The following is a 13073-nucleotide window of genomic DNA, read 5'->3' as shown; positions in this document are numbered from 1 at the left end:
GCGGGTGGATGGGTAGGTGGGTAGGTAGGTGAATGGGGCATCCAGAATTGAACTTGCTCTGGTCAGCGATCTACTCTCCCACTCATCCACTCTCCCACTCGCCCACTCATCCACTCTCCCACCCGCCCACTCTCCCACTTATCCACCCGCCACTCTCCCACCTAAACCAGCGGTGTCTTCGCCGGAATCCCCGGCCGCCGAGGAAACTTATCGGGGGTGCGATCGACTTTGGTGAGCACCACGTTGTGGCGAATGCCCTGGGTCAGGGGGGTGGTTTGCGATCGCACCGACCGGAGTTTGCCGCCCAGGCGCGGCAGGATAGCCGCCAGGCCGGCCTCCTCGTCCGCCGTCCACTGTCCCCGGTAGAGCACCGCCTGGCCGCCCAAACGCAGCAGAGGTAGCGCGTACTCGGCACAGGTGTTGACGGGGCCAACCGCCCGCAGCAGGGCCAGGTCGTAGGTTTCGCGGTGGGTGGGCTGGTGGGCGACCTGCTCCGCCCGCTGGGGTAAAAAGCTGACGTTGGCGATCCCCAAATTCTGGCAGACAAGCTCGATCGCGGTAATTTTCTTGCGGGTGGCGTCCATCAGAGCGATCGTCCAGTGGGGGAAGACGATCGCCACCGGCAGGCCTGGAAAGCCGCCACCGGTACCAATATCTACCACCCTCAGCCCCGCCACCTCCGGTTGGGAATCGCTGAGCCAGGGGGCGACGCCCTGGAGGGAGTCCCACAGGTGCTTTTCCCAAAAGTCTTCGGAGGTTGTAATTCGGGTCAGGTTGACCTGCTGGTTGACGGCCAGGATTTCTGCGTAGAGCTGCTGAAAGTCCTGCTGCTGAGCATCCGTTGGTTGCCAGTGCAGGCTGCTCTGCCAGCGATCGCCGTGCATCGGGAGTCGATCCATAGCGCTACCTAGCCTGAGGTGACAGTCACAGAGGGCTGGGAAACCGCCGTTACCCGGCCGTGGTCGAGCTGCCAGCAGCGATCGGCCAGCTCCGCCAGTTCGTCGGCATCGTGGGACACCACCAGCAGCGTCCAGTGCTGCTTGAGCTGCTTCAGCAAGCCCAGAATTTGCTGCCGCATCGACCAGTCCAGCCCAGCGGTCGGTTCGTCTAGCAGCAGCAAGTAGGGTTTGCGAATCAGCTGTACCGCCAGGGCCAGGCGCCGCTGCTGCCCCCCGCTCAAATCCTGGGGCGAGGTTTTCAGGGACAAATGCTCCAGCCCCACTGCCTCCAGCGCTTGATCGACCTGCTCACGGGCCAGGTCCGGATGGCCGAGGCGCAGTTCTTCCAGCAGCGTATGGCCACAGAAGTGGCGCTCTGGGAACTGAAACACCAGTCCCGCCAGCTGCCTCAGGGATTCGGCATCTAAATCCTGCTGTCGCCACTGAATAGCTCCCAGCGTGGGCTGGGCAAACCCCGCCATAATTTCTAGCAGAGTGCTCTTGCCCGATCCGCTCGGCCCGTAGATTAGCCCCAGCTGCTGGGGAGCCAGCTCCAGGGAAATGTTGCTTAAAATAGCTCTCGGACTGGCCGGCGGATGGTAGGTGAGCTGGCGAAGGTAAAGCATTTTAGCCGACAGGAAAACAGCAGACGACACAGCTAAGCTAGGGAAGATTGCTCAACGGAGTTGATCCCCTCTCCAGTGTGCCCTACAGAGCTGCTCCCGGTGGATACTGAGGGGTTGTCACTGGGGGCAGGGGTGTCGTCAATCAGTAGTGCCTGGCACACGTATTGACGGTTTCAGCCCCTGGCCTGGTTGCTGAGCCAGGCGTGGCAACGCTGATGGGAGAAGCGCTCTGGCTAGACCTGGAGGATAAGCCCTAGGCCAGTGTAGCTTCTGTAACATTACTGCCGCAAACCCGGGGCAAATTCGCCACAATGGGGCCATTGAATAGCACCACTGCCACTCAATCATCTCCTCCCCTCCAGATCCAACGTTTGGTTCCACCTGTTCAGGTCGTAACGGAAAATTGATTATGGTTCTTCACGCTCGCCTTGCCTCCCTGCGTCTAGGGACGCGCCTGAAAGCGCTATCGGCCGGTACGCTCACCGTCGCTTTTTTGGCCTTGGCTCCCGCAGCCCAAGCTGGGGATCCGTTTCGCACCACCAATCCTCACAACATCGGCGAGAAGACCGAAGCCGTCTTCAACGCGCTGTTTTTTGAAGGCAACTACACCGCGGCTGAGGCGCTGGTGGGGCAGGCGATCGCCGCAGAACCCCACGAGCCCATGAACTATGCCATTGCGGCCGCCCTGGGCTACCTGAATAGAGACCTGACCCAGCTGGCCCAGCAGGCCCAGCGCACTCAGCAGACCGCCACGGCGCTCAAGGCGACCGATCCCCTGCGGGGACACCTCTACACAGCCGTGGGCATCTTTATGGAAGGAGCCCACACGCTGCAAACCCAGGGTATCGCTCGGGGCACCCCGACGGCCCTGCGCCTGCTCCAGCGGGTCTTTCGTGAGCTGGAGGCCGCCGAGCAGATCAACCCCAGCGATCCCGAACTCAGCCTGCTGAAGGGCTTTATGGACCTGCTGCTGGCGGTCAACCTGCCCTTTGCCAACCCCGACCAGGCGATCGCTCGTCTGCAAAATGGCCACCCCGACTTTCTCACCCATCGGGGGATTGCCATCGGCATGCGCGACATGGGCCGCTACAGCGAAGCCCTGGCCGAGGTCGACAAAGCCCTGGCGGCGGCTCCCGAGAACCCCGACCTGCTCTACCTGAAAGCCCAGATTTTGTTCCTGCAGCAGCAGTACGCTGCCAGCCTGCCCTTCTACCGCTCGGCGCTGACCTACGCCGACCAGCTGCCCGCTTCGACGGCGCGGCAAATCGCCTTCGAAGCCTGTCAGGCTGAGGGCGTCGCCAGCGACGTGTGCGTCGAGCGATCGCGCATTAACGAAGGCTAGCGATCGCGAGTTCAGCTTAATTAAGCCCTATGCTGAGTAGTGCAGCGTAGGGCTTTGTTATGCAGGTGGAATTTCGCGAGTGCGACTTCTTTAACCTCTGGATTTGGCTGAAGTTTGAAACCGTGCCCTCCACAATGGAGCAGCAGTACATCGACGAAGTTTTTTCGTCGTGGTTTTTCCTGGGCAAGCTGGGCGGCTTCAATGCCGAAAATCTCCAGGTCCAGGACACTGGTCTGGACATCAACTACCTGCCCTACGACCAGGATCAGCTGACCGGCAGTATGCTCTCGGTGATGCACAACATCGGCGAAGTCGAATACCAGGGGCTCTGGGCCCGCTGCTGGCTCGACCTAGGCACCAGCGATGCCCTGGCCCTCGACGTTTTGATCAACACTCTGGAGCAGTTCAGCCGCGAATACGTGGCGATCGAAACCTGCTACGTCGGCGGCGAAAACCCCGACTGGCCGATCCCAGGCAGCGGTCAGCCTGAGTTTCTAGACGAAGACGCTTGAGCCCAACCGCGAAGGGGGAGGATGCCCAGCATTCTCCCCCTTCACCTGAACCCCAGACACAGTCGGGGCAGAGCAGTCGATCTTGGCCAGCTCCTAGCGGAACATGCTGCTGACCGAGCTTTCCTCGTGAATACGCCAGATTGCTTCGCCCAGCAGGTTGGCCATCGACAGCACGGTGAGCTGCTTAAACTGACGGGCTGCCGTCATGGGAATGGTGTTAGTGACAATCACTTCCTCGAATAGCCCCGCCGAAAGTCGCTCCACCGCCGGGGGCGAAAACACCGGGTGGGTGGCGCAGGCGTAGACCTGGCGAGCCCCCTCCTGCTTCAGCAGGCGAGCCCCTTCGCAAATGGTGCCAGCGGTATCGATCATGTCGTCCACCAGCACGGCTGTTTTGCCATGCACATCGCCCACCACGTTCATCACCTCGGCCACGTTGTGGGCCTGACGGCGTTTGTCAATAATGGCTAGGGGCGCATCGTTCAGCTTCTTAGCAAAGGCTCGGGCTCGGGCCACACCGCCCACATCTGGAGAGACGACCACCAGGTCCTCGAGGTTTTTGCTGGCGATATAGTCGATCAGCACCGGAGTGCCGTAGACATGGTCGCAGGGAATATCGAAGTAGCCCTGAATTTGGGCCGAGTGTAGATCGATAGCCAGCACCCGACTGGCTCCGGCCTTGGTTATCAGGTTGGCCACCAGCTTGGCGGTAATTGACTCGCGCCCGGCGGTCTTGCGATCGGCCCGAGCGTAGCCGTAGTACGGGATCACAGCCGTAATCTGCCGAGCCGAGGCGCGCCTGCAGGCGTCAATCATGATCAGCAGTTCCATCAGGTGATCGTTCACTGGCTGACAGGTCGGCTGAATTAGATAGACGTCGCAACCACGAATCGACTCCTGAATCTGAATGTAGAGTTCGCCATCGGCAAAGCGCTTGCGCACCATTGGGCCGAGGTCCAACCCCAGGTAGCGAGCCACTTCGCGGGCCAAATCAACGTTGGCTGAACCGGAAAAAAGTTTGAGGCGGTTGTTCTCTCCGAAGTGCGGCAGCGACGGAGTTTGCGTTGGCAAAGTGGCAGAACGGATCACATCAGGCCCTCTGAGCATGTTCACCTAGGAAATCCTAGCATCCCAACTCAAAAAGCTTTTGAGCATTTATCCTTAAAAATGCGCGATCGCGGCGGTGGTTATCACTCGCAGCCTCAGTATCCTCGGGCGTTCAGCGTTCTCAGCCCGGGACGGCTCTTGCTCCAGCAGTTACTGACTGTAGGTTGAGACTGCAAATTTCCTTTACTGGCTATGTCATTGTTCCACGGCATTCACCACATCGCCATTATCTGTGGTGACTACCCCCGCTCAAAGCGTTTCTACACCCAGGTGCTGGGGTTCGAGGTCATCCGCGAAACCTACCGGGCCGAGCGTCAGTCCTACAAACTCGACCTGAGCCTGGCGGACGGTACTCAGATTGAGCTGTTTTCCTTTCCCTGTCCACCGCCCCGGCCTTCCCGCCCGGAGGCCCAGGGCCTACGACATCTGGCCCTGGAGGTCACGAATCTCGAAGCAGCGATTCAGCATCTCCACGGGCAGGGGGTAGCAACCGAAGCCATTCGGCTGGATCCTTTTACCGGACGGCGGTTTGTATTTTTCCAAGACCCTGACCAGCTTCCCATCGAGCTATACGAGCGCTGACCCCCAGTTTGCTAGCAGCAGTTTGACTGGGCTGTCCAACCCGAAACAACTTGACTGTGTACAGGGAGTTTTCCCACGGGGGCAATGGGCTAAAACTCGTCCGTCAGCCACTCCAGCGCCCGTTCCCCCAGGGGCAGGGGAATGCTGACGGCTTTGCCCAGACGGGGGCGATCGCGGGTTTGAGCAATCCACTGCTGCACATAGTCCACCTGCCCCCACTCGTGCAGGTACAGCAGCACCTGATTCAAGTGGGCCAGATACTCCTCCTCGCTGAGTGGAAACGACACCTGCTCCAGGTAGCGCCACATCACCTGGAGAAAAATCTTGCCCTGGGTACGCCGAAACTGAATATCAAAAGAGTAGCCCCACTTCTCGATCAGCAGCCCCTGCAACTCTTCCCCTGTCATCGCCTTACCCCTTCCCTGGCTACGCCTGATACATTTCTTTACGATACGTCCTGAAGGGCAAGCCCGGTTGATCCGTCCTCCCACTGGTCAAAATTAGGCAAAAAAACCGACATTTGGCCAAAAAAATGATTGAGTTGTCGCCACAATGGTTCATTGACGGTTTTGTGCCCTGAAATCCCCCTTTGATCCCGCTCTTTCTGGGGTTTGCGATCGGAAAAGCGCGATCGCAGTGGCCAATTTATCCCCTGCCAAGATTTTCTGAGAACAGCAAGGTGCAATAATACGATTGGTAAAGCTAAAGGCGTGGTCAGCGACATCGGGACTGCTCCAAATTGGTGCCCCGCTAAGGGTTTGTCTAGCGATGGCAGGGGTCAGTTTAGTCCGCTGCCGTTGATCTAGGCTCAGCTACCGCCGTTGATAGCTGTCATTCATTTGAAACAGGTATACCAGTCTGGATTATGACTCAAGTTTCTGGAACCTCCGATGTCCCTGATTTGGGGCGACGCCAATTTATGAACCTGCTGCTGCTGGGTGCTGCCTCTGGGGCCGTTGGCGGCATGCTCTATCCCGTGATCAAGTACTTTGTTCCCCCCTCCAGCGGTACCGGTGGAGGGGGGGTAACCGCCAAGAACGAACTGGGCAATGATGTGATTGCCAGCGAGTTTGTGGCGACTCACAAGCCCGGCGATCGCGTTCTGGTGCAGGGGCTCAAGGGCGACCCCACCTACCTGGTGGTGCAGGAAAGTGGCTCTTTGGAAAGCTATGGTATCAACTCCATTTGCACTCACCTGGGCTGCGTGGTGCCCTGGAATGCCAGCGAAAACAAGTTTATGTGCCCCTGCCACGGTTCCCAGTATGACGCCGCTGGCAAAGTGGTGCGCGGTCCAGCGCCGCTATCCCTGGCTCTGGCCCACGCCGACGTCACCGAAGACGACAAAGTAGCCCTGAGCAATTGGACTGAAACCGACTTCCGCACCGGCGAAAATCCCTGGTGGGCCTAGGGCGTGTTTTCAGTTGTGGCCAAAAGTCCGGTGTATCAAGCTTTGCCACGCCCGACCCAAATCACAGGCTAGGGGCTGTAACCCTTGACTTTTGAGCGTTTAGCAGCAAGCTGATGACAGCCCCTGGTTTTGGCCTGAGCTTCAGCAACCTGCAACCCCAAACTCCAGTTGACCTAAGTTCTGAACGCATGAATAAATTGACGTCATTGATCAACGGCTTGCGCCCCTTCGTCATCACCTGCACAGCCATTCTGACGGTGTTTGCAGGCTGGCTGGCGGTACCTCAAACCGCCGAGGCTTACCCCTTCTGGGCCCAAGAGAACTACGCCACCCCTCGGGAAGCCACCGGGCGCATTGTCTGTGCCAACTGTCACCTGGCCGCCAAGCCCACCAAGGTGGAAGTACCCCAGGCTGTACTGCCTGACTCTGTCTTTAAGCTCAAAGTCGAAATTCCCTACGACCTCGACACCCAGCAAGTTCTGGGCGACGGTAGCCGTGGCGGTCTGAACGTCGGTGCCGTGGTGGTGCTGCCCGAGGGCTTCAAAATTGCTCCCCCGGATCGCATTTCCGAGGAGCTTCAGGAGGAAGTCGGCAGTACCTACTTCATGCCCTACAGCGATACCCAGGAAAACATCGTGCTGGTCGGCCCGCTGCCCGGTGAGCAGTACCAGGAGATCGTTTTCCCGGTGCTGTCCCCCGACCCCAACCAGAACAAATCGGTCTCCTTCGGCAAATATCAGATTCACGTGGGTGGCAACCGGGGCCGGGGCCAGGTCTATCCCACCGGCCAGGCCAGCAACAACACCGTCTACAACGCCAGCGTGAACGGCACCGTCACCGATGTTGAGCCCCAGGCGGCCGGTGGCTATCTGGTCACCATCCAGTCTGAGGCTGGCGATGCCGTGACCGAAACCATCCCTGCTGGGCCCGAACTGCTGGTGGCCGCAGGGGATGTCGTCGAAGCCGGTAAGCCCCTGACCAGCAACCCCAACGTGGGCGGTTTTGGCCAGATGGATACCGAGATTGTCCTGCAAAGCCCCAACCGGATCAAAGGTTTAGTCGCTTTCCTGGCGGCGGTGATGCTGACCCAGATCATGCTGGTGCTGAAGAAGAAGCAGGTGGAGAAGGTGCAGGCCGCTGGTCTCACGATGTAACCTCTGCCTATGCCCCCAAGCAGCGTTTTGGGGGCACAATATTGCACAATATTCAGGTAAGGACGCCTACGGGCGTCCTTTTTTTGGGCCCCAAGCTGAGATTTCAGGGAAGGGATATTTACCTGCCCCAGTTTCGTCAAGGCCCTGTCTAGTGAGCTACAATTGTTAAGTCTTTTTGCATATTCGGAACTTGTCTTGAGCTTCCTAACGTTTGGCGCTCGGGGGTAGTTTCGTCGCCCGCTTACTGTCGCCTAGGTTTACCCAGTTATGACGCTTCCCATTCGCAACGTTGCAATTATTGCCCACGTTGACCACGGCAAAACTACTCTGGTCGATGCCCTGCTAAAGCAGTCTGGCATTTTTCGCGAAGGGGAAGATGTACCCGACTGCGTCATGGACTCCAACGACCTAGAGCGAGAGCGTGGCATTACCATTCTGTCGAAAAATACCGCCGTTCGCTACGGCGACACCCTGATCAACATCATTGACACCCCCGGCCACGCTGACTTTGGCGGTGAGGTGGAGCGGGTGTTGGGCATGGTGGACGGCTGCATTTTGATCGTCGACGCCAACGAAGGGCCCATGCCCCAGACCCGCTTTGTGCTGAAAAAGGCCCTGGAGAAGGGGCTGCGCCCGATTGTGGTGGTGAACAAAATCGATCGCCCCCAGGCTGAACCCCACGGGGCCGTAGACAAAGTGCTGGATCTCTTTATTGAGCTCGGGGCGGACGACGATCAGTGCGACTTCCCCTACCTATTTGCCTCGGGTCTGGCGGGCTACGCGAAAACCAAGCTCGAAGACGACGGCGTCGATATGAAGCCGATGTTTGAGTCCATTCTGGACCACGTACCGCCCCCGGTGGGCGATCCTGAAAAGCCTCTGCAAATTCAGGTGACCACCCTCGACTATTCGGAGTACCTGGGCCGCATTGTGATTGGCAAAATTCACAACGGCACCATCAATGCGGGCCAGCAGGCTGCCCTGATCAAGGAAGACGGCAGCATGGTGAAGTCCAAAATCTCCAAGCTGCTGGGCTTTGAGGGCCTGCGCCGGATCGAGATTGAGCAGGCCTCGGCGGGCAATATTGTGGCGGTAGCGGGATTTGCTGACGCCAACATCGGCGAGACCATCACCTGCCCCACCAATCCCCAGGCGCTGCCCCTGATCAAGGTGGACGAGCCCACCCTGCAGATGACCTTTGTGGTCAACGATTCGCCCTTTGCGGGCCAGGAGGGCAGTTTTGTCACCTCGCGGCAGCTGCGCGATCGCCTCATGCGCGAACTGGAGACTAACGTGGCGCTGCGGGTGGAGCCCACCGACTCCCCCGATCGCTTTTCAGTGTCGGGCCGGGGCGAGCTGCACCTGGGCATTTTGATTGAGACCATGCGTCGGGAAGGCTATGAGTTTCAGGTGTCCCAGCCCCAGGTGATCTACCGCGAAGTCAACGGCCAGCCCTGCGAGCCCTACGAGCTGCTGGTGCTCGACGTGCCCGAAGACGGTGTGGGTGGCTGCATGGAGCGCATCGGCCAGCGCCGTGGCGAACTACAGGACATGCGGGTGCTGGGGGACGGTCGTGCCACCCTGGAGTTTGTGATTCCGGCGCGGGGGCTGATCGGCTTCCGGGGCGAGTTCATGCGCCTGACCCGCGGGGAGGGGATCATGAACCACAGCTTCCTGGACTACCGGCCCCTGGGTGGCGATATTGAGGCCCGTCGCAACGGTGTCCTGATTGCCTTTGAGGAAGGGGTGGCCACCTTCTACGCCCTCAAGAACGCCGAGGATCGCGGCGTGTTTTTCATCAGCCCCGGCACCAAAGTGTACAAGGGCATGATTGTGGGTGAGCACAACCGCAACCAGGATCTCGACCTCAACATCTGCAAGACTAAGCAGCTGACCAACCACCGGGCCGCCAGTGGCGACGAACTGGTGCAGCTCCAAACTCCGGTGGATATGAGCCTGGAGCGCGCCCTGGAGTACATCGGCCCTGACGAACTGGTGGAAATTACCCCCGAGTCGATTCGTCTGCGCAAGATGTCTAAGAAGCTGGTCAAGCGCTAATCAGAGTAAGTTCTAGACCTCAGGGTGGCTGACGATCTGCCACCCTGTTTTTTTAGCAGGCAATTAGATGAAATTTGCGGCACGCTTCACCGACTGGCTTGAGCATCGCTGGGTTAACCCCGCCTACGTTGGCTGGATCCTGCTGGGACTGGCGCTATTCTTTTTTGCGGCGGCGACTAATACCCTGGCCGGCTGGCTCTACGTGATTAGCGGCGTGATGCTGGCCCTGCTGGTGATAGCAGCTCTGCTGCCCCCCCGCAACCTGAACGGGCTGGTGGTAACGCGATCGCCCATCCAGCCCGTTACCGCTGAGGTGCCCCTGGCCGTTGAACTTCAGGTTCGCAATCCCCAGCGCCAGACCAAAGGACTGTTTCAACTAATCGATCCTCTGCCTAAGGGGCTGGGGGCGGTTCAGGTGCAGGCGGTCAGCAGTCTCCTGCCCGGCCAAACCTACATCTGGCGCTATCAACTTCCCACCCGGCGGCGGGGCATTTACCAGTGGTCCAGGGCCGATCTGCGGACGGCGGCACCCCTGGGCCTGTTCTGGTGCCGGCGATCGATGGCAGCGCCTGCCACGGCGGTGGTTTACCCCCAGGTGTTGCCCCTGAAACGTTGTCCTTTGCTTGATACCGTTGGCCCCCGCCAGGGCCAGCACTGGCGCTACAACCCCCTCGCCCAGGCCGATACTCAGGGGGTGACGCGATCGCTGCGCCCCTACCGCTGGGGCGATCCCACCCGCCTGATTCACTGGCGCACCAGCGCTCGCTACGGCGAACTCCGAGTACGCGAACTGGAAACTATGACCGCCAGCCGCGAGGTGGTGATTGCCCTCGACACCACGGCCCGCTGGGACGAGCCCAGCTTTGAGCAGGCGGTAATTGCGGCGGCTTCGCTCTACAGCTATGCCCTCAAGCAGGGGTTTGCCGCCGCCCTGTGGCTCCCCCAGCCTGATTCATCGGGGCAGGATGCCCTACTCAGAGAGCAGCCTCGGGTCATGTATGCCCTGGCTGGGGTAGCGCTCAGACCCGCCCAGGGCGCGATCGCTCTACCGCAGAAATCCACGATCTGGCTGACCTCAGCTGGCACCGAGACCATTGCTCTGCCGCCGGGTAGCCGCCGAGTGGTGTGGGGCAACGGTCGAGGGGCGACCTCGGGAAGCGGGTCGGGTACCACAGTGATCGATCCCAGCGAACCGCTAGAACCGCAGCTCCAGGTCAACGTATAGCCCCTGGCTAAACTGCAAACTCGATACCGCCAGAATTGAAAGCGGCTCCAGAGCGGCGAAACCGTTCTCTAGAGCACTGGTTCAGTATGGTTGCGATCTCGTAGCTGCCAGTGCGGGGTCTATAGATCCCTACCGATTCCTTGGCAGCACAGAGGTTTAAACCGATGATCAATCGCTCCTTCCCGTCGGGGCCTGGGGCCAGTGACATGGCCCCAGTAGCACCTTGGGCTGATTAGCGCCGTTGTGGCTCGCATGCCCCGAGCCTCGCTGCAAACCAAATACTGTACCGACGCTCTAGTCACTGCTGCATCGCCAGATATGCTGAACAGGCTGGTGGGCCGTGCTTACCCTACGGTGCTTTGGGGACCCTTTGAGGAATCGAGGCTGTAGATTCAGAATCAATCTGGGTCGGCATTGATTTGAGTCGGCGGCCGACAAAAAGGCAAAAAAAAGGAGAGCCCAAAAAATAGCTCTCCCTACCATCAGGGTGCATCTAGTACCATATTAGCCTAGAAATTGCATGGGGGGTAAGACCCCTTATTGATTTTTTTCAATGACTTCAGGCATTGTCACGAGTTTAGCTTTTGACTGAGGAGCTGATTGCTCAACTTCGGATCCACTCGCCCGCCGCTACGCTTCATCAGCTGGCCTACAAAGAACCCCTGGAGCTTTTTCTTGCCGCCCCGGTAGGCCTCTAGCTCCTCTGGATGCGCCGCCAGCACCTCATCGATCATGGCCTCTATCTGAGCCGGATCAGAAATTTGGCTCAGCCCCCGGGCCTCGACCAGGGCCTTGGGAGAGCCGCCCTGGGTGAGCAGCTCGGGCAGCAGGTCTTTGCCGATTTTGTTGCTGATGGTGCCGGCCTCAATCAGCTGTACCAGCTCGGCCAAGCTGGCGGGCGTCAGGGGCAGTGCGTCAATGGAGAGTTTCTCGTTGTTGAGGTAGGCGGCGATGTCCTGGGTGATCCAGTTGGAGGTGAGCTTGGGGTCGGCCCCGGCGGACACTGTGGCCTCAAAGTACTCGGTGATGGCGCGCTCGTCGCTGAGCACGCGGGCATCGTACGGAGAGAGGCCAAACTCTGACTCGTAGCGGGTGCGCTTTTGGGCCGGTAGCTCAGGCAACTCCGCCAGCCAGCCCTCTTTTTGCTCCACCGACACCACAATTGGGGGCAGATCGGGTTCTGGGAAGTAGCGGTAGTCGCTGGAGCCTTCCTTAGAGCGCATGCTCTTGGTGCGCTGGCTACTCTCGTCCCACAGGCGGGTTTCTTGAGCGATTCTTTCACCGGCTTCGTTGGCTTTGATCTGTCGCTCAATTTCGTACTCGATCGCCTTTTGGATGGCGCTAAAGGAGTTCATGTTTTTGATCTCCACCTTGGTGCCGAACTCGGCCTGGCCCACGGGGCGCACGGAAATGTTCACGTCGCAGCGCAGAGAGCCCTCCTGCATGTTGCCGTCGCTAATGCCGAGGTAGCGCACAATGCGGCGCAGCTCCTGGGCATACTCGGCGGCCTCCTGTCCGCTGCGGATGTCGGGCTCGGAGACAATCTCGATCAGCGGCACCCCAGCCCGGTTGTAGTCGACCAGGGAATAGGTGGACCCGGCCAGGCGATCGCTGCCCGCATGCACCAGCTTGCCGGCGTCTTCTTCCATGTGCAGGCGAGTGATACCAATGCGCTTGCGGGTCGCTTCCTTGGTTTTCTTGTCGATCAGCTCAATCTCTAGCCAGCCGTGCTCGGCAATGGGCAGGTCGTACTGGGAAATTTGGTAGTTCTTGGGCAGATCAGGGTAGAAGTACTGCTTGCGATCGAACTTCGAGTAGGGAGCAATCTGGCAGTTGAGAGCCAGCCCCGCCTTGACGGCATACTCCAGCACCCGCTGATTGAGCACCGGCAACACCCCGGGCATGCCCACCACAATCGGGTCGATGTAGGTATTGGGGTCAGCCCCAAAGGCGGTAGAAGCCGGGGAGAAAATTTTGGTTTCGGTGCACAGCTGACAGTGCGTTTCCAGACCAATGATGGCTTCGTACTGGGTCTTGGTGGACTCTGTCTTGGCGGGGGCCGCAGTGGTCATAAACCGCTCCAACGGGGAATTGCATCAGTTCCCATTGTAGCGTTGCGGG

General features: G+C 59.4%; 13 protein-coding genes. 7 read left to right on the top strand and 6 right to left on the bottom strand.

The window, feature by feature from the left end; genetic code table 11:
- Positions 1-161 precede the first annotated feature (161 nt).
- On the bottom strand, positions 162-899 hold the full coding sequence (gene rsmG, locus NF78_RS10685) for a 16S rRNA (guanine(527)-N(7))-methyltransferase RsmG (RefSeq protein WP_035986187.1): 738 nt from the start codon (positions 897-899) through the stop codon (positions 162-164).
- Positions 900-907: 8 nt separating this feature from the next.
- Complete coding sequence (locus tag NF78_RS10680; RefSeq protein WP_035986185.1) at positions 908-1564, bottom strand: ABC transporter ATP-binding protein; 657 nt, start codon at positions 1562-1564, stop codon at positions 908-910.
- Between the two features lie 409 nt (positions 1565-1973).
- Here NF78_RS10680 and NF78_RS10675 point away from each other — a divergent pair, with 409 nt between their 5' ends.
- Positions 1974-2906, top strand: a complete 933-nt coding sequence (locus NF78_RS10675; protein WP_072016044.1) for a Sll0314/Alr1548 family TPR repeat-containing protein — start codon at positions 1974-1976, stop codon at positions 2904-2906.
- Positions 2907-2965: 59 nt separating this feature from the next.
- The gene (locus tag NF78_RS10670; RefSeq protein ID WP_035986182.1) at positions 2966-3418 is read left to right on the top strand and encodes a DUF3531 family protein; all 453 of its coding nucleotides are present in this window, start codon (positions 2966-2968) and stop codon (positions 3416-3418) included.
- A 93-nt stretch (positions 3419-3511) separates the two neighbouring features.
- On the opposite strand, the gene NF78_RS10665 is transcribed toward NF78_RS10670, so the two are convergent.
- Positions 3512-4507, bottom strand: a complete 996-nt coding sequence (locus NF78_RS10665) for a ribose-phosphate pyrophosphokinase (RefSeq protein WP_035989371.1) — start codon at positions 4505-4507, stop codon at positions 3512-3514.
- A 210-nt stretch (positions 4508-4717) separates the two neighbouring features.
- Between NF78_RS10665 and NF78_RS10660 the strand changes: the two genes are divergently transcribed.
- On the top strand, positions 4718-5107 hold the full coding sequence (locus tag NF78_RS10660; protein ID WP_035986180.1) for a VOC family protein: 390 nt from the start codon (positions 4718-4720) through the stop codon (positions 5105-5107).
- A gap of 89 nt (positions 5108-5196) precedes the next feature.
- Here NF78_RS10660 and NF78_RS10655 read toward each other — a convergent pair whose 3' ends face one another.
- Positions 5197-5514, bottom strand: a complete 318-nt coding sequence (locus NF78_RS10655) for a DUF3067 family protein (protein WP_035986178.1) — start codon at positions 5512-5514, stop codon at positions 5197-5199.
- A 38-nt stretch (positions 5515-5552) separates the two neighbouring features.
- The gene (locus NF78_RS31085; protein ID WP_156119725.1) at positions 5553-5831 is read right to left on the bottom strand and encodes a hypothetical protein; all 279 of its coding nucleotides are present in this window, start codon (positions 5829-5831) and stop codon (positions 5553-5555) included.
- Between the two features lie 141 nt (positions 5832-5972).
- Here NF78_RS31085 and petC point away from each other — a divergent pair, with 141 nt between their 5' ends.
- From petC to NF78_RS10635, 4 genes are all read left to right on the top strand, one after another.
- A complete protein-coding gene (petC, locus tag NF78_RS10650; protein ID WP_035986176.1) occupies positions 5973-6515 on the top strand; it encodes a cytochrome b6-f complex iron-sulfur subunit in 543 nt (180 codons plus the stop codon).
- Positions 6516-6703: 188 nt separating this feature from the next.
- On the top strand, positions 6704-7669 hold the full coding sequence (gene petA, locus NF78_RS10645) for a cytochrome f (protein ID WP_035989369.1): 966 nt from the start codon (positions 6704-6706) through the stop codon (positions 7667-7669).
- 267 nt (positions 7670-7936) lie between these two features.
- Positions 7937-9727 (top strand): translational GTPase TypA, encoded by a 1791-nt coding sequence (gene typA / locus NF78_RS10640; RefSeq protein WP_035986174.1) that lies wholly within the window; start codon positions 7937-7939, stop codon positions 9725-9727.
- A gap of 67 nt (positions 9728-9794) precedes the next feature.
- On the top strand, positions 9795-10952 hold the full coding sequence (locus tag NF78_RS10635; protein ID WP_035986172.1) for a DUF58 domain-containing protein: 1158 nt from the start codon (positions 9795-9797) through the stop codon (positions 10950-10952).
- Between the two features lie 569 nt (positions 10953-11521).
- On the opposite strand, the gene gatB is transcribed toward NF78_RS10635, so the two are convergent.
- On the bottom strand, positions 11522-13024 hold the full coding sequence (gene gatB, locus NF78_RS10630; protein ID WP_035986170.1) for an Asp-tRNA(Asn)/Glu-tRNA(Gln) amidotransferase subunit GatB: 1503 nt from the start codon (positions 13022-13024) through the stop codon (positions 11522-11524).
- Positions 13025-13073 lie beyond the last annotated feature (49 nt).

Source organism: Leptolyngbya sp. KIOST-1, assembly GCF_000763385.1.
Classification (GTDB): domain Bacteria; phylum Cyanobacteriota; class Cyanobacteriia; order Phormidesmidales; family Phormidesmidaceae; genus Nodosilinea.
Note: the sequence above shows the minus strand (reverse complement) of the source record. Positions and strands in the feature narration are given on the sequence as shown.